The 15,615-nt window shown below is 68.0% G+C and carries 13 protein-coding genes and 1 riboswitch; of the genes, 5 read left to right on the plus strand and 8 right to left on the minus strand.

Features of this window, described 5'->3' with window-relative positions:
• Positions 1 to 50: 50 nt before the first annotated feature.
• From ACGHX3_RS03925 to metK, 3 genes are all read right to left on the minus strand, one after another.
• Positions 51 to 1,916, minus strand: a complete 1,866-nt coding sequence (locus tag ACGHX3_RS03925; RefSeq protein ID WP_394696467.1) for an ATP-binding cassette domain-containing protein — start codon at positions 1,914 to 1,916, stop codon at positions 51 to 53.
• 40 nt (positions 1,917 to 1,956) lie between these two features.
• The gene (locus ACGHX3_RS03930) at positions 1,957 to 2,457 is read right to left on the minus strand and encodes an acyl-CoA thioesterase (RefSeq protein ID WP_313929303.1); all 501 of its coding nucleotides are present in this window, start codon (positions 2,455 to 2,457) and stop codon (positions 1,957 to 1,959) included.
• A 265-nt stretch (positions 2,458 to 2,722) separates the two neighbouring features.
• The gene (gene metK / locus ACGHX3_RS03935) at positions 2,723 to 3,931 is read right to left on the minus strand and encodes a methionine adenosyltransferase (RefSeq protein WP_313929304.1); all 1,209 of its coding nucleotides are present in this window, start codon (positions 3,929 to 3,931) and stop codon (positions 2,723 to 2,725) included.
• A 206-nt stretch (positions 3,932 to 4,137) separates the two neighbouring features.
• On the opposite strand from metK, the gene ACGHX3_RS03940 reads away from it, so the two are divergent.
• The 3 genes from ACGHX3_RS03940 to ACGHX3_RS03950 all read left to right on the plus strand — a co-directional run bounded on the left by ACGHX3_RS03940 (position 4,138) and on the right by ACGHX3_RS03950 (position 7,818).
• Entirely contained in the window at positions 4,138 to 5,877 is a 1,740-nt protein-coding gene (locus tag ACGHX3_RS03940; RefSeq protein ID WP_394696468.1) for a lysophospholipid acyltransferase family protein, read from the plus strand.
• A 23-nt stretch (positions 5,878 to 5,900) separates the two neighbouring features.
• Positions 5,901 to 6,692 (plus strand): UDP-2,3-diacylglucosamine diphosphatase, encoded by a 792-nt coding sequence (locus ACGHX3_RS03945; protein ID WP_394697235.1) that lies wholly within the window; start codon positions 5,901 to 5,903, stop codon positions 6,690 to 6,692.
• Positions 6,693 to 6,753: 61 nt separating this feature from the next.
• Positions 6,754 to 7,818: a metal-dependent hydrolase gene (locus tag ACGHX3_RS03950; protein ID WP_394696469.1), complete on the plus strand. Its 1,065-nt coding sequence runs from the start codon at positions 6,754 to 6,756 to the stop codon at positions 7,816 to 7,818.
• Here ACGHX3_RS03950 and ACGHX3_RS03955 read toward each other — a convergent pair.
• From ACGHX3_RS03955 to ACGHX3_RS03975, 5 genes are all read right to left on the minus strand, one after another.
• Positions 7,812 to 8,639, minus strand: a complete 828-nt coding sequence (locus tag ACGHX3_RS03955) for a class I SAM-dependent methyltransferase (protein WP_162339292.1) — start codon at positions 8,637 to 8,639, stop codon at positions 7,812 to 7,814. The two genes, ACGHX3_RS03950 and ACGHX3_RS03955, sit on opposite strands and share 7 nt — an antisense overlap.
• 10 nt (positions 8,640 to 8,649) lie before the next feature.
• On the minus strand, positions 8,650 to 9,648 hold the full coding sequence (dusB, locus tag ACGHX3_RS03960; RefSeq protein WP_394696470.1) for a tRNA dihydrouridine synthase DusB: 999 nt from the start codon (positions 9,646 to 9,648) through the stop codon (positions 8,650 to 8,652).
• A 45-nt stretch (positions 9,649 to 9,693) separates the two neighbouring features.
• Positions 9,694 to 10,659 carry a ribokinase gene (locus ACGHX3_RS03965; protein ID WP_394697236.1) on the minus strand — a complete coding sequence of 322 codons (966 nt, stop codon included), beginning with the start codon at positions 10,657 to 10,659 and terminating at the stop codon, positions 9,694 to 9,696.
• Between the two features lie 118 nt (positions 10,660 to 10,777).
• Positions 10,778 to 12,076: a NupC/NupG family nucleoside CNT transporter gene (locus tag ACGHX3_RS03970; protein WP_162339290.1), complete on the minus strand. Its 1,299-nt coding sequence runs from the start codon at positions 12,074 to 12,076 to the stop codon at positions 10,778 to 10,780.
• A gap of 69 nt (positions 12,077 to 12,145) precedes the next feature.
• The gene (locus ACGHX3_RS03975) at positions 12,146 to 12,715 is read right to left on the minus strand and encodes a TMEM165/GDT1 family protein (RefSeq protein ID WP_213600995.1); all 570 of its coding nucleotides are present in this window, start codon (positions 12,713 to 12,715) and stop codon (positions 12,146 to 12,148) included.
• Positions 12,716 to 12,756: 41 nt separating this feature from the next.
• A riboswitch (yybP-ykoY riboswitch) is annotated at positions 12,757 to 12,906 on the minus strand.
• Positions 12,907 to 13,052: 146 nt separating this feature from the next.
• On the opposite strand from ACGHX3_RS03975, the gene hemP reads away from it, so the two are divergent.
• Both hemP and ACGHX3_RS03985 read left to right on the plus strand, forming a co-directional pair.
• Positions 13,053 to 13,259: a hemin uptake protein HemP gene (gene hemP, locus ACGHX3_RS03980; protein WP_162339289.1), complete on the plus strand. Its 207-nt coding sequence runs from the start codon at positions 13,053 to 13,055 to the stop codon at positions 13,257 to 13,259.
• Between the two features lie 123 nt (positions 13,260 to 13,382).
• The gene (locus ACGHX3_RS03985; RefSeq protein WP_394696471.1) at positions 13,383 to 15,614 is read left to right on the plus strand and encodes a TonB-dependent hemoglobin/transferrin/lactoferrin family receptor; all 2,232 of its coding nucleotides are present in this window, start codon (positions 13,383 to 13,385) and stop codon (positions 15,612 to 15,614) included.
• The last annotated feature ends 1 nt before the right edge of the window (position 15,615 follow it).

Genomic DNA, 15,615 nt, shown 5'->3' on the forward strand with positions numbered 1-15,615 from the left:
CCGATGTTTCATCGCGACTTACGTCGCTCCCACACCAGCATCACGCCGCCTCAGCCGTCCAGCTCCGACCAGCGCTGGTAGGCGCGGTCCAGGTCCGCCTGTTTCGCGGCCAACTCCTCGTTCGCACGCTGCAGGTCCGCCGGCGATTGCTGGTAGTACGCCGGGTCGTTCATCGCGGCGGTGCGCCTGGCGACTTCGGCTTCCAGTGTTTCGATCAGGGCCGGCAGCTGTTCCAGTTCGCGCGCTTCCTTGAAGCCCAGCTTGCGCTTGGCGGCGACCGGCTCGGGCTGCTTCGACAGGATGGGCTTGGCAGGCGTGGATGGGCTGGTGGCCGCGGCTGGCGCGCGACGCTGGCGCAACCAGTCCGAATAGCCGCCGACGTAGTCGCCCAAGCGGCCTTCGCCTTCCAGCACCAGCGTGCTGGTGACCACGTTGTCGAGGAAGTCGCGGTCGTGGCTGACCAGCAGCAGCGTGCCCTTGTAATCCAGCAGCAGCTCTTCCAGCAGTTCCAGCGTCTCGACATCGAGGTCGTTGGTCGGTTCGTCCATCACCAGCAGGTTGGACGCCTGCGCGAACAGCTTGGCCAGCAGCAGGCGGTTGCGCTCGCCGCCGGACAGGCGGGTGATCGGGGCGCGCGCGCGTTCGGGCGAGAACAGGAAGTCCTGCAGGTAGCCGATGACGTGCTTGCGGCTGCCGTTGATCTCGACGAAATCGCTGCCCTCGGCCACGTTCTCCAGCGCGGTGCGCGATTCGTCCAACTGGCTGCGGTGCTGGTCGAAGTAGGCGATCTGCAGGCCGGTGCCCAGCTTCACCTCGCCCTGTTGCGGCGCCAGCTCGCCCAGCAGGATCTTCAGCAGCGTCGACTTGCCGGCGCCGTTCGGACCGATGATGCCAACGCGGTCGCCGCGCATGATCGTCGCCGACACGTCGTCCAGCAGCGTGCGGCCGTCGTAGGCCTGGGTGATGTGGGTGGCTTCGATGACCTTCTTGCCGGACGCCTGCGCGGCGGCGGCTTCCATCTTGACGTTGCCGGACAGTTCCCGGCGTTGCGCGCGTTCGCGGCGCATCGCCTTCAGTGCGGTGACGCGGCCTTCGTTGCGGGTGCGACGCGCCTTGATGCCCTGGCGGATCCAGACTTCTTCCTGCGCCAGCAGCTTGTCGAAGCGCGCGTTCTCCTGCGCCTCGGCATGCAGCCGCTCTTCGCGACGGCGCAGGTAGTTGTCGTAATCGCCCGGCCAGCTGGTCAGCTGGCCGCGGTCGATCTCGAGGATGCGGGTGGCCAGCGAGCGCAGGAAGCTGCGGTCGTGGGTGACGAAGACGATGCTGCCGCCGAAGGACTTCAGGAAGCCTTCCAGCCAGGCGATCGCCTCGATGTCGAGGTGGTTGGTCGGTTCGTCCAGCAGCAGGATGTCGGGATCGCGCACCAGCGCCTGCGCCAGCAGCACGCGGCGTTTCATGCCGCCGGACAGCGCGGCGAAGTCGGTTTCCTCGGGCAGCTCCAGCCGCTCCAGCACCTGCTGGACGCGGCGGTCCAGGTCCCAGCCGTTGCGCGCCTCGATCTGCGCCTGGGCGTCGCCCATCGCGTCCATGTCGCCGTCGTGCAGCGCGTGGTGGTAGCGCGCCAGTAACTGGCCGAGGTCGCCCAGCCCCTCGGCGACCACGTCGAACACCGTACCCTGCGTATCCTGCGGCACCTCCTGTGCCATGCGCGCGACGACCACGCCGTTCTGCACGCGGATTTCGCCGTCGTCCGGCTTCAGTTCGCCGGCCATCAGCCGCATCAGCGTGGATTTGCCCATGCCATTGCGGCCGACGATGCAGACGCGCTCGCCGGGTTCGATGGACAGGTCGACGTGTTCGAGGAGAAGCGGCCCGCCGACGCTGAAGTCGACCCGCTGGAATTGCATCAGAGACATGCGCCCATTGTACCGGGCGCGGGTCGGTCACCGGCGGTACTCAGTCGACGGCGTGCGCTTTCGTGCCGAGCAGGGCGGCATGCCGTTGCTCCATTTCCTCGCGCAACTCCCGGCGCAGGCGCGCGGCGGCGAAGCGGCGGACCTCGTCTGGCGTGCCGGGTTCCAGCGCGGGCACCGGGGTGGGACGGCCGTCGTCGTCCACCGCCACCATCGTGAAGAAGCAGCTGTTGGCGTGGCGCACGCTCTGCTTGCGGATGTCCTCGGCCACGACCTTGATGCCGATTTCCATCGACGAGGTACCGGTGTGGTTGACCGAGGCCAGGAAAGTCACCAGTTCGCCGACGTTGATCGCCTGGCGGAACATCACTTGGTCCACCGACAGCGTGACCACGTACTTGCCCGCGTAGCGGCTGCCGCAGGCGTAGGCCACCTGGTCGAGCAGCTTGAGGATGGCGCCGCCGTGGACCTTGCCGGAGAAGTTGGCCATGTCCGGGGTCATCAGCACCGTCATCGAGAGCTGGTGGCTTTTCAGGGTGTCCATGGCCTGCGTCCGCGGGAGATGTGGTGGGCAGGCTACCTCATCGAGCGGGTGCAGCAGCGCTCTGTCGGCGCGATGCTCGATGCCCCAGTAGGAGCGCCCTTGGGCGCGATGCTTTCGGGGGATACATGAAGCATCGCGGGTATGGCCGACCCCTACAAAAAATGCCGGCGGGTGGGTGAGTGTGGGCGCGAGCAAAAGCAAACGGGCCGCGTTAGCGGCCCGTTCGGAAGGTCGGTGGATGCCCGATCGCGGGCATGGCCCGCTCCTACAGCTTGGCATCCTTGCGCAGAGCTTCGGCGCGATCGGTCTTCTCCCACGAGAAGGCGGTCGCGGTGTGCTTCTTGCCGGCGGCGTCGACGTAGCTGATTTCCTTCGGCTTGCGGCCGAAGTGGCCGTAGCTGGCGGTCGGCTGGTAGATCGGGTGCTCCAGGTCCAGCATCTTCGTGATGCCGTACGGGCGCAGATCGAAGTGCTTGCGGATCAGCTTCTCGATGACGTCGTCACCGACCTTGCCGGTGCCGAACGTGGTGACCGAGATCGAGGTCGGCTCGGCCACGCCGATGGCGTAGGAGACCTGCACTTCGCATTTGTCGGCCAGGCCGGCGGCCACGATGTTCTTGGCCACGTAGCGCGCGGCGTAGGCGGCCGAACGGTCGACCTTCGACGGATCCTTGCCCGAGAACGCGCCACCGCCGTGGCGGGCCATGCCGCCGTAGCTGTCGACGATGATCTTGCGGCCGGTCAGGCCGCAATCGCCCACCGGGCCGCCGATGACGAACTTGCCGGTCGGGTTGATGTGCACCTTGTTCTTCGGCAGCGCGTCCAGCCACTTCTTCGGCAGCACGGGCACCAGGATCTCGGCGCGCACGGCCTCGATCAGATCCTTCTGCTTGATGTCCGGGTCATGCTGGGTCGACAGCACCACGGCGTCGAGGCCGAGCACGGTGTTGCCGTCATAGCGCAGGGTGACCTGCGACTTGGCGTCGGGACGCAGCCACTTCAGCTTGCCCTTCTTGCGCACCTTGGCCTGCTGTTCCACCAGGCGGTGGCTGTAGTACAGCGGGGCGGGCATGAATTCCGGCGCCTCGTTGCAGGCATAGCCGAACATCAGGCCCTGGTCGCCCGCGCCCTGTTCTTCCGGCTTCTTGCGGTCGACGCCCTGGTTGATGTCGGGCGACTGCTTGCCGAGCATGTTGATGATGGCGCAGGTGTGGCCGTCGAAGCCGACGTCCGAGTTGTCGTAGCCGATGTCGTTGATCACCTTGCGGGCCAGCGACTCGATGTCCACCCACGCGGTGGTGGTGACTTCGCCGGCCACGATGGCGGCGCCCGTCTTCACCAGCGTCTCGCAGGCCACGCGTGCGCGCTTGTCCTGGGCCAGGATCGCGTCCAGCACGGCGTCGGAAATCTGGTCGGCGATCTTGTCCGGATGGCCTTCGGAGACCGATTCGGAGGTGAACAGGTAGCTGGACATCGGGCTTATATCCTTTGATTCGGATGAAAAGATGGGCGCGCATGATACACGCCGGGACGGGTGCGTGCATTCTGCGCCGTTCAGGGTTGCCACCGGGTTAAGGGCAGGTCGACCGGCGTTGTCACCGGACTGCCAGAAAACGGACACGGCGCTGTCGCCCGCCGGGCGCAGGCTGCGCGGCGACACCCCGCCGCCAGCCCTTGCCCATGCGCCCGCTGGAACAGCAGATCACCGAACGTTATCCCCACTGGTTCCGAGGCCGTCGCGCCCGGCTGACCCGGCCGTTGCTGCGCACGCTGGGCCGCTGGTCGAAGCTGGACCAGGCCTACGCCTTCCTGGCCGACCATGGTCACCTGCATGGCCTCGCCTTCGTCGATGCCGCCATCGACCATCTCAACATGCGGACGATCGCCGACCCGGCGGAGGAGCGGCGCATTCCCGCGCAAGGCCGGCTGCTGATCGTCGCCAACCATCCCTCCGGTGCGCTGGATGCGCTGGCACTGCTGCAACTCGTGGGCCGCGTGAGGCAGGACGTGAGGATCGTCGCGAACGACGTCCTGACCGGCATCGCGCCATTGGCGGAGTTGCTGCTGCCGGTGCGCATCCTGGGCGGCAAGCCATCGGCCGACAGCGTGCGCGCGGTGGAGCAGGCGCTGGAGGCCGAGCAATGCGTGATCGTGTTCCCGGCCGGTGAAGTCTCGCGGTTGGGTCCGCGTGGCGTGCGCGACACGCGCTGGCGTCGCGGCTTCCTGCGCTTCGCCCGCGCCACCGGAACGCCGGTGCTGCCGATCCGCGTGGAGGCGCGCAATTCACCGCTGTTCTATGGCGCCTCGGCGCTGTTCAAACCGGCCGGAACCGCGCTGCTGGCGCGCGAGATGTTCCGCCGCAGCCAACGGCGCCTGCAGTTGCATGTCGGCCAGGCGCTGCGCGTGGACGCGGAGGAGGACGTCGCATCCGCGATCGCCGGTGTCCGTGCGGCGCTGTATGCGCTCGGACGACGCGCCACGCCGGCGTCGCCGGAGCCGGAGCCGGAGCCCGTCGATGTCGCCGAGCGGCTGGTCGAGCCGTTGTCGCCCGACGTGCTGGAGGTCTGCATCGCCGCGCTGGACGTGCTGGGCCAGACCACCGACGGCAAGCGCATCTGTGTCGGCCGGCTGGCGGGTGGCTCGCCGCTGCTGCGCGAGATCGGACGCCTGCGCGAACTGACCTTCCGCGCGGTGGGCGAGGGCACGGGCAAGCGGATGGACGTGGATGCCTTCGACACCTGGTACGAGCACATCGTGCTGTGGGACGCGTCGCAGCGGAGGATCGCCGGCGCGTACCGGATCGCCCGCGGTGCGCCGGTGCTCGCGGCACAGGGACTGAAAGGCCTGTACACCGCCTCGCTGTTCGACTACGCCGACGACGCGCTGCCGCGCCTGGCGGGCGGCATGGAGCTGGGACGCAGCTTCGTGGTGCCGGAGTACTGGGGCAGCCGCAGCATCGACTACCTGTGGCAGGGCATCGGCGCCTACCTGCGCCGGCATCCGGGCGTGCGCTACCTGTTCGGTGCGGTGTCGATGAGCGCCGCGCTGCCCGCACACGCGCGCGAACGCATCGTCGCCTACTACACGCACTACTACGGAGACGCGTGTGGCAACGCCCGGCCCCGGCATCCGTTCCAGTACGCCGCCACGCCGCTGTCGTTCGAGGCGCTGGATGCCGACACCGGATTCCGCGTGCTCAAGGCCAATCTCGACACGCTCGGGGCGAGCGTGCCGATGCTCTACAGGCAGTACACCGACCTGTGCGAACCCGGTGGCGCGCGCTTCCTGGCGTTCGGCGTCGATCCGGATTTCAGCGACTCGATCGATGGCCTGATCGAAGTGGACCTGCACCGCATCCGTCCGAAGAAGCGCGAGCGCTATCTCGGCGGCCGCCGGCCTCCGGTGGAGACCGCGGCGTGAGCCCGCGGACCGCGCCACCCCCGATGCGGCGCGCGGTCTTCGTCTCCGACGTCCATCTCGGCTCCAAACATTGCCATGCCGCCGAGTTCGCCGACTTCCTGTCCGGACTGCGCTGCCGTCGGCTGTATCTGGTCGGCGACATCGTCGACCTGTGGTGGATGGCGCAGCGCCGCGCGTCGTGGGATGCCGCCCACAACCGCGTGGTCGAGGCGTTGCACGCGCTGGCGCGCGACGGCACCGAACTGGTCTACGTGCCGGGCAACCATGACCGCGCGATCCGCCGCTTCTGCGGCCTGGTGCTGCCGGCCATGCAGGTGCGCCGCCGCGCCATCCACACCACGCTGGACGGCCGGCGCCTGCTGGTGACCCACGGCGACGACTACGATGGCATCACCCATTTCGGCGGGCTGCAGGAAAGGTTCGGCGACTGGCTGTACTACCGCATCCTCACCGGCAATCGCCTGACCAACCAGCTGCGCCGTCGCTTCGGCCTGCGCTACTGGTCGCTGGCCGAGTACCTCAAGCGGCAGAGCGACGCGGCCGAGCGCTACATCGCTCGCTTCGTGCAGGCGGGGCTGGACGATGCACGCCGCCGCAGCCTGGACGGCATCGTCTGCGGCCATATCCACCGTGCCTCGCTGCTCCAGCGCGACGGGCTGATCTACGCCAACGACGGCGACTGGGTCGAAAGCCTGACCGCGCTCAGCGAGGAGGCCGACGGCACGTTGTGCCTGCTGTCGCACACGGGCAAGGTGCTGGCCGACGTGGCGCCGCGGCTGCGACTGGTGCCGCAGGGCGCGCAACGCGCCGCGTAGGCCGGCCCGGCGTGCACGCCGGGTGATGGTCGCGGGCATGACCCGCTCCTACAATCGCCGCATGGATTCCCTCAGCCAGATCGTCCTCGGCGGCGCCGTTGCCGCCATCATCGCTCCCGCCGGGCATCGCCGTGCCGCGCTACTCGCCGGCGCCGCGCTCGGCACGCTGCCCGATCTCGACAGCCTGCCGATCGCGCTGTTCTCGGACAACCCGGTCACCCTGATGACGGTGCACCGAAGCTTCAGCCACTCGCTGTTCGTGCTGCCGCTGGTGGGCTGGCTGGTCTGGTGGCTGTTCAAACGCTTCGGCAACGGCCGCGTCGCGGCCTCGCCGGCGCGCTGGTTCTGGGCCATCCAGCTGGCATTGATCACGCACCCGCTGCTGGACGCCTTCACCGTCTACGGCACGCAACTCTGGTGGCCGTTGATGCCGGCGCCAGCCATGTGGTCCAGCGTGTTCATCATCGATCCGCTGTACACGGCCTGGTTGCTGGTGGCCTGCATCGCAGCATGGTTCCTGCGGGAGCGGGTCGCGGCGCAGCGTGCGCTGGCCGTCGGCCTTGTCCTGAGCACCGCCTATCTCGGCTGGTCGCTGGTCGCGAAGTCCCTGGTGGATCGCGAGGCCGAGCGCACGCTGGCGGCGATGGGGCTGGGCGATGCGCCTTACTTCTCCGTGCCGATGCCGTTCAACACGCTGCTGTGGCGCGTGGTGGCGATGACGCCGTCGGGCTATGTGGAAGCCGAACGCTCCGTGCTGGTCGACGAGGGGCCGCTGCAGTTCCGCGGTTACCCCTCCAACGTGCAGGCGCTCCGCGAAGCGGTCGGCGTGCCCGCGGTCCAGCGCCTGACCTGGTTCAACCGCGGCTTCATGCGGTCTCAGGTGAAGGAGGGGCAACTGATCCTGTCCGACCTGCGCATGGGCGTGGAGCCGGACTACAGCTTCAACTTCGTGGTGGCCGAGGCCACGCCCGGTGGCTGGCGCGAGGTGCCGCCGCAACGCAAGGAGTGGCCCTGGTCACAGCCCGATCAACGGTTGCGGCTGATGTGGCAGCGCATCTGGACCGAACCACCACACGAGGAAGTCGCCACCACGCGCCTGCCCGTCCGCGCGGGCACCCCTCAGTAAACGGTGGCGCGCGCCTGCACGAAAGCGTAGAAGAACACGGCGTCGGGATCGTTCTGTACGTCGCGCATCTCCCGGCGCATGCCGTCGACGATGTCCTGCGTGACGCGTCCGGCCTCCACCAGCGAATCGGCCGCCGACAGCAGCAGTTCTTCCCAGAACGCGATCATGTCCTTGCGCCGCGCCGGCTCGCGGTTGTCGAAGTGCACGGTCTTGATCTCGGTCACCACGTCGCGGTACCCGCCCGCCAGCAGCAGGTTGCCGAGCTTGGCGCCGATGAACGGATCGCCGCCACTGTCGTACTGGAAATCGTTGAACGCCATCCAGTAGCGCCAGGTGTTCGGCGAGTAGGGATGCAGCAGGAACGAGGAATTCATCACCTCGGTGATGTAGATCGGCGAGCCCGGCGCCAGTACCCGGCGGACTTCGCTGAGCACGCGCGCGGGGCTGGGGACGTGCTCCAGGATCCAGCACAGGAAGGCCGCGTCGAAGTCGCGCGCGCCGAACGGCAGCCTACTGGCGTCGGCCTGCTGCAGGCTGTAGCGGTCGCGGCACCAAGGCATCGTCGCCAGGTTCTGCTTGGCCGCCTGCAGCTGCACTTCGCTGAGGTCGACGCAGCTGACATGCACGTCCGGGAACCGCCGCAGCAGGATCTCGGTCTGCGCGCCGACGCCGCTGCCGACTTCCAGCAGCCGGCGCGCGCCGGTGTAGTCGATGTGGTTGAAGATCGTGCTTTCCAGCAGGCGGGCCTGCTTCATCAGGCGTGCCTGCTCTACCGGGGAAAAGCCGTGGAGGTAGGCCGGACTGTCGTTCGTGTCGGACATGGTGCGTGCCTCAGGCAGCGGCGGGCAGGACCGGCGTCACGCCGGCGATCAGGGCGTCGAAGTAGTCGCGGGTCAGTCGCACCTGTTCGTCCGCGCTCTCGGCGCGGTTGACCACGGCGCGGAAGGCGAGGTTCTCCGGCCGGTCTTTGGCGTACCAGCCCAGGTGCTTGCGCGCGATGCGCACGCCCTGCAGTTCGCCATAGAACGCGTGCAGCGCATGCAGGTGCGCCAGCAGGATGTCGCGCACCTCGGCCACGGTGGGTGGCGGGAGGTGCTCGCCGGTGGCGAGGAAGTGCGCGACCTCGCGGAAGATCCACGGCCGGCCTTGCGCGGCGCGTCCGATCATCACGGCGTCCGCGCCGGTCTTCGCCAGCACGTGCGCCGCCTTGTCCGGCGAATCGATGTCGCCGTTGGCGACCACGGGAATGCGCAGCGCGGCCTTGATCGCGGCGATGGTCCCGTACTCGGCCGTGCCGGTGTAATGCTGGTCGCGCGTGCGGCCATGCACCGCCAGTGAGGCGATACCGCTTTCCTGAGCGATGCGTGCGATGGCCGGACCATTGCGATGGTCGCAGTCCCAGCCGGTGCGGATCTTCAGCGTCACCGGCACATCGACGGCCCTCACCACGGCTTCGAGGATGCGACCGACGAGCGCTTCATCGCGCATCAGCGCCGAGCCGGCCCAGGCGTTGCAGACCTTCTTCGCCGGGCAGCCCATGTTGATGTCGATGATCTGCGCGCCATGGTCGGCGTTGTAGCGCGCGGCGTTCGCCAGTTGTTCGGGCTCGGTGCCGGCGATCTGCACGCTGATGGGGCTGGGTTCGCCCTCGTGGTCCATCCGGTGCAGCGACTTGGCGGTGTTCCAGAAGCGCGGGTCGCTGATGGTCATCTCCGACACCGCCAGGCCCGCGCCCAGCCGCTTGCACAGCAGGCGGAACGGCTTGTCGGTGACGCCGGCCATGGGGGCCAGCATCACCGGCGGGTCGATGCGGTAGGGGCCGATCTGCATGGCGGCATTATCCGCCGTCGGCGCGTGACGGGGAAACCGCCCGGCTCAGTCGGCGTAGCGCGCGATCAGCTCCGCACGCGACGGCATCGCGAGTGCAGCGCCGGGCCGTTCGGTCGACAGGGCGGCATAGCGGTTGGCGAAGCGGACGTGGTCGGCGAACGCCGGCAGCGCGCCTTCCGCGAGCGAGGCCGCCAGCGCGCCGTTGAAGGCATCGCCCGCGCCTGTGGTGTCGACGACCGTGGCCGTCTCCGCCGCGACGCGGTAGTGCGGGCGCGCGTCGCCGCGCAAGGCGTCTTCGGGATGGGACACGTAGACGCCGGTGGCGCCCAGCGTCACCACGACCGTGCCGTGCGGGAACAGTTGCCGGCAGTGCTGGTGCAGGGTGACGCCATCGAGTGTGGCGACATCGTCGGCGCTGATGCGCTCGCCCAGGTGGCGCGCGAGCAGTGCGGCGAATTCGGTTTCGTTCGGCGTGATGACGTCGGCATACGCGAGCAGTTCGGTCGTCGTCGCGGCGTTCGCCGGCGCCGGATTCAGCAGCGTGGTGGCACCGCATTGACGCCCGGCCTGAAGCGCCGCCAGCACGGTGTCGACGGGCGATTCCAGTTGCGCCAGCACCACGCCGGCCGCAGCCAGCACATCGGCCTGGCCGGTGGTGAAGTCGGCCGACAGGATCGCGTTGGCGCCCGCGCCGATGACGATGGTGTTGCGCCCATGCGCATCCACGTAGATGCCGGCGGTGCCGGTCGGCTCCTCGCTCGCCTGCACGCGCAGGGTCAGTCCGTCGGCGTCCGCCAGGTCGCGTGCCCATCGGCCGCCGGCGTCGTCGCCCAGGGCGCAGACGAAGGTCGTGTCCGCACCGGCGCGCACCGCCGCGATGGCCTGGTTGAAGCCCTTGCCGCCCGGTCCGCTCGCATAGCGGCCGGCGATGGTCGCGCCGGCGACGGGCAGGGTGTCGCAGCGCCACACGTGGTCGACATTGAAGGAGCCCACGACGACAACGCGGGACAAGGCGGGGGATGGCGTGTTCATGCGGCGATACCTGAGGTCCGGGCCACGGCAGTGCCGCGGTCACGGGAGGGGAACGTAAACAATGGAGGCAAGGCGGCCGTCGGCCGCCCCGCCCGGATCAGCCGAAGTGCGACAGCACGCCGGCGATGGTGGCGGTCATCAGCGTGGCGATGGTCCCGCCCAGCACGGCGCGCAGGCCGAAGCGGGCCAGGTCCGAACGCCGTTCGGGCGCCAGGCCGCCGATACCGCCGATCTGGATCGCGATCGAGCTGAAGTTCGCGAAACCGCACAGCGCGTAGGTCGCGATGAGGCGGCCTTCGTCGGTCAGCGTCACGCCCGGCGTCTGTCCGTTCACGATGCCGGCCAACTGCAGGTAGGCGACGAACTCGTTGATGACGACCTTCTGGCCGATCAGCGAGCCGACGGTGGTGGCGTCCTGCCACGGCACGCCGATCACCCAGGCGATCGGCGCCAGCACGTAGCCGAAGATGGTGGCCAGGTCGGTCGGCTTGCCGATGGCGGCCGACAGGCCGGTGACGTCGCCGATCCAGGTCAGCGGCGCGTTGATCAGGGCGATCAGCGCGATGAAGGCCAGCAGCATCGCGCCGATGTTCAGCGCCAGCTTCAGGCCATCGCCGGCGCCGGCAGCGGCGGCATCGATGATGTTGCTGGAGGTCTTCTCGACTTCCATCTTCACGGTGCCCCGCGTCAGCGGCGTGCCGGTTTCCGGGATCAGCAGCTTGGCGACGACCAGCGTGGCCGGCGCGGCCATGATCGACGCGGCGAGCAGGTGCTTGGCGTAATACGCCTGCTGCTCCGGATCGCCGCCGCCCAGCATGCCGACATACGCGGCGAGCACGCCGCCGGCGATGTGCGCCATGCCGCCGATCATCATCGTGATCAGCTCGGACTCGGTCATCTTGGGGATGTACGGACGCACCGTCAGCGGCGCCTCGGTCTGGCCGATGAACACGCTGGCACAGACGCTGGTGGTCTCCGCGCCGGACACCTTCATCACCTTGGTGATCGCCAGCGCCATCATCCGCACGATGAACTGCATCACGCCCAGGTGATACATCACGCCCATCAGCGCGGCGAAGAAGATGATGGTGGGCAGCACCTGGAAGGCGAAGATGAAGCCGAACTTCTCGGTATCCATCAGGCTGCCGAAGATGAAGCTGGAGCCCGCCTTCACGAACTCCAGGATCTTCACGAAACCGTGGCCGAGCCAGTCGAACACTTCCCGGCCGCCCGGCACCAGCAGCACGAGCGCCGCAAAACCGATCTGCAGGGTGATGCCGGTGGCCACCAGCTTCCAGTCGACGGCCCGCCGGTTGTTGGAAAACAGCCAGACGATGCCGATCAGCACCGCCAGACCGAACAGGCCGAAGCCGATCCGCCCCAAGACATCCAGCATGTATTCCCCCAGACCTGCGCGTTGTTCTGACCGCGCAGTCTAGCAGTCGCGCGGCCCGGTCCTGGCCATTCAGCCAATGCCGCGCCAGGCCACCCACAGGGCGAGGGCGAAGAACACGACGGCGGCCAGGCTGCGGGCCAGTTTCAGCGGCAGCTTGTCGGCGAACCGGTGGCCCAGCCAGACCACCGGCAGGTTCGCCAGCAGCATGCCGATCGTGGTGCCGGCGATGACCTGCCAAAGCGGGGAGTACTTGGTGGCCAGCAGCACGGTGGCCACCTGGGTCTTGTCGCCGATCTCGGCCAGGAAGAAGGCGATGGTGGTGGCGATGAAGGCGCCGTGGGCAGGGAGCTTCTCGTTCTCGTCCAGCGTGTCCGGCTTCAGCGTCCACAGTGCCACGGCCAGGAAGCTGGCCGCGACGACCCAGCGGAGGACGTCGGGGGACAACCATTCGGTCAGTTCCGCGCCCAGCCAGGCGGAGATGGCGTGGTTGACCACGGTGGCGGCCAGGATGCCCCAGGCGATCGGCCAGGGCTTGCGGTAGCGCGCCGCCAGCAGCAGGGCGAGCAACTGGGTCTTGTCGCCGATTTCAGCCAGGGTGACGGTGCCGGTGGACACCAGCAGGGCGTGCAGCGATTGCATGTACGACTCCGGGGCCAGGCGTTCGCGGATGCGCGAAGGCAAACGACGCACTGCCCGGCCCGGGTTAAGCGCGACGCCTGCCTTCGGTCTTGCCCGGCGAAGCGGATCGCTTCGTCCCGCGCACCATGGTCGGCTGACCAAGTGTGTTGACGCGCGGACCCCGTCAGGACGGGTGGGCTACTCCCCGGAGGAGGAAAGTTCGCGGATTGTACGCAGGAGCCCCGGAGGGTGATGAAGCCATTCTCATTTGCGCCGGCACCGGACTGTCGCTTACTGCCTGTTGACTCGCAAATAAGAATCATTATCATCACTGGCGTTCCTTCCGTGGAGCCCTCCGATGATCTCGAACGTCACTGCATTGCCCCTGGCCGATACGTCGACGCTGCGCGAGCGTCTCTCCCTGCCGATGTCCCATGCGCGCGACGAGGATGCCCTCGACAGCGACGCGCTGCTCAAGGGGCAGCGCGAGGTGCTGATCCGCCATGGCGACCGCATCTACCGCCTGCGCCACACCAGCAACGACAAGCTGATCCTCACCAAGTAATACGTCTCCCGCCGGTTCCTGCTACCGGCAGCGAGCCAACCCTTCCCTCCTCCGGGCGCCAGCCAAGGATCCACCGGCCGCCAGCTTTCCGGGTCAACTCCAAGCCTCAGGAAAGTTGTCGCCATGATCCGCCCCACGCTGCTGACCGCGGCCGTGTGGCTGGCCCTTGCCGGCCATGCCAACGCCGAAACACCCGCAGACACCTCCGCCGCCTCGACGGCAGACGCGAAGGAGTTCGACCGCATCCAGGTCACCGCCACCCGCACCGAGCGTGCCGTCGTGGATGTCCCCAACACGGTCAGCGTCATCGATCGCGAACAGCTGGACGACCAGTTGATCCGGGACATCAAGGACCTGGTCCGCTACGAGCCGGGCGTCACCGTGACGTCGAGTTTTGGCCGTTTCGGCCTCGGCGGCTTCCGCATCCGCGGGCTGGAAGCCAACCGCGTGCGCATCCAGACCGACGGCATCGCCGTGTCGGACGCGTTCTCGATCGGCAGCTTCTCCAACGCGAACCGCAACTTCATCGACCTGGACACGCTGAAGCGCGTCGAGATCGTCCGTGGACCTTCCAGTTCACTGTACGGCTCGGACGCACTCGGTGGCGTTGTGTCGTTCATCACGAAGGATCCTTCCGACTATCTGCATGACGGCAAGGACACCTATCTCGGCGTCCGTCTCGGCTACGACAGTAGTTGGAGCGGGCTGCTCGGCGGCGCAACCGCCGCCTTCGGTGGTGAGCGCTGGAGCGGGTTGGTCAATGTCAGCCACCGCCAGGGCAAGGAAACCGAGAACCAGGGGCGTGTGGGCGGCGTCGGCAGTGCGCGCACGCAATCCAATCCGCAGGAGCGCGACGGCCGCAGCCTGCTGGGCAAGCTGGTGTTCGCGCCGGACCAGAACCAGCAGTTCACCCTGACCGTCGAAGGCAACGAGGACACGACCGACACCGACCTGCTGACCCAGCGCGGCCTGCAGCCGTTGACGGGGGCCACCAACACTTCGGTCACGGCGCGCGATCACCAGACGCGTGCGCGCCTGGCGTTCTCGCACGCATGGAACGGGCTCGAATCCGCCTTCGCCGACAGCCTGGACTGGCAGGTCTACCGGCAGAACAGCGAAACCACGCAATACACGCGCGAAGAGCGCATGTTGCCGGCGCCGACGCTGCGCGACATCCGCGAGCGCGAGTTCAATTTCGACCAGCGCACATACGGATTGCAGGCCAATGTCCGCAAGGCCTTCGGTGATGGCGTACGCCACGAGCTGGCATACGGCATCGATCTGTCGCGCGCCGAGACGCGGCAGAAGCGCGATGGCCTGCGGACGTTCCCGCTGACCGGCGTCAGCACGCCGGTGATGTTGCCGGACGTCTTTCCGGTGCGCGACTTCCCCGTCAGCGAGACCACCACCGCCGCACTCTACGTGCAGGACGAGATCAGCTTCGCTGACGGCGCGTTCCGCCTGGTGCCCGGCCTGCGCGTCGACCACTACCGCCTCGATCCCGAGCAGGATGCGATCTTCGCCGGCGACAATCCGGGCGTGGTACTGGCCGACATCCGCGAGACCAGTGTGTCGCCGAAGCTGGGCATGGTGTGGAAGTTCGCTCCGGACTGGTCGCTGTTCGGCGGCTATGCGCGCGGCTTCCGCTCGCCGCCGTACAACGACGTCAACATCGGATTCACCAATGTGCAGTTCGGTTACACCGCCATCGCGAATCCGGACCTTAAGCCGGAGACCAGCGACGGGCTGGAGTTCGGCGCGCGGTATGCGGGCGACGCCGTCTACGCCAGCTTGTCCGGCTACTACAACCGGTACGACGACTTCATCGAATCGATGCGTTTCATCGGTTTCAACGATGACGGCCTGATGGTGTACCAGTCGCAGAACGTCGCGGAAGCCCGGATCCACGGCGTCGAACTCAAGGCAGGTGCCGACCTCGGTGCGTGGTCGCAGGCGCTCGACGGCTGGTCGATGCGCGGCGCGGCGGCCTGGTCGCGCGGCAAGAACCGCACCGACGGCACGCCGCTGGACAGCGTGGATCCGCTCACCGCCACGCTGGGCATTGCCTACGATGCCGAGGTCTGGGGCGCGGAACTGGCGGGCCGGTTCGTCGACCGCAAGGATCGCGTTTCCGCCGACAACTATTACCGTCAGCCCGGCTACGGCGTACTCGACCTGTACGCGCACTGGAACTTCGCGCCCGGCGCCAAGGTAAACGTCGGCGTGCTGAACCTGGCCGACAAGATGTACATCGACGCCGGCGACATCGCCCTGGTATCCGCGGCGAGTACGACCCTCGACCGCTATACCTCGCCCGGCCGCACGCTGTCGGCCAGCCTGTCGGTGAGCTGGTAGC

Source organism: Pseudoxanthomonas japonensis (assembly GCF_043632995.1).
GTDB classification, from domain to species: Bacteria; Pseudomonadota; Gammaproteobacteria; order Xanthomonadales; family Xanthomonadaceae; genus Pseudoxanthomonas_A; species Pseudoxanthomonas_A japonensis.

What these genes read in the sequence shown, in the direction of transcription:
- ACGHX3_RS03955 (WP_162339292.1), bottom strand. Translation starts at nt 8,639, where the DNA reads ATGTCCGACACGAACGACAGTCCGGCCTACCTCCACGGCTTTTCCCCG.
- ACGHX3_RS03930 (WP_313929303.1), bottom strand. Translation starts at nt 2,457, where the DNA reads ATGGACACCCTGAAAAGCCACCAGCTCTCGATGACGGTGCTGATGACC.
- metK (WP_313929304.1), bottom strand. Translation starts at nt 3,931, where the DNA reads ATGTCCAGCTACCTGTTCACCTCCGAATCGGTCTCCGAAGGCCATCCG.
- ACGHX3_RS03945 (WP_394697235.1), top strand. Translation starts at nt 5,901, where the DNA reads ATGCGGCGCGCGGTCTTCGTCTCCGACGTCCATCTCGGCTCCAAACAT.
- dusB (WP_394696470.1), bottom strand. Translation starts at nt 9,648, where the DNA reads ATGCAGATCGGCCCCTACCGCATCGACCCGCCGGTGATGCTGGCCCCC.
- ACGHX3_RS03975 (WP_213600995.1), bottom strand. Translation starts at nt 12,715, where the DNA reads ATGCAATCGCTGCACGCCCTGCTGGTGTCCACCGGCACCGTCACCCTG.
- ACGHX3_RS03970 (WP_162339290.1), bottom strand. Translation starts at nt 12,076, where the DNA reads ATGCTGGATGTCTTGGGGCGGATCGGCTTCGGCCTGTTCGGTCTGGCG.
- ACGHX3_RS03940 (WP_394696468.1), top strand. Translation starts at nt 4,138, where the DNA reads ATGCGCCCGCTGGAACAGCAGATCACCGAACGTTATCCCCACTGGTTC.
- hemP (WP_162339289.1), top strand. Translation starts at nt 13,053, where the DNA reads ATGATCTCGAACGTCACTGCATTGCCCCTGGCCGATACGTCGACGCTG.
- ACGHX3_RS03985 (WP_394696471.1), top strand. Translation starts at nt 13,383, where the DNA reads ATGATCCGCCCCACGCTGCTGACCGCGGCCGTGTGGCTGGCCCTTGCC.
- ACGHX3_RS03925 (WP_394696467.1), bottom strand. Translation starts at nt 1,916, where the DNA reads ATGTCTCTGATGCAATTCCAGCGGGTCGACTTCAGCGTCGGCGGGCCG.
- ACGHX3_RS03950 (WP_394696469.1), top strand. Translation starts at nt 6,754, where the DNA reads ATGGATTCCCTCAGCCAGATCGTCCTCGGCGGCGCCGTTGCCGCCATC.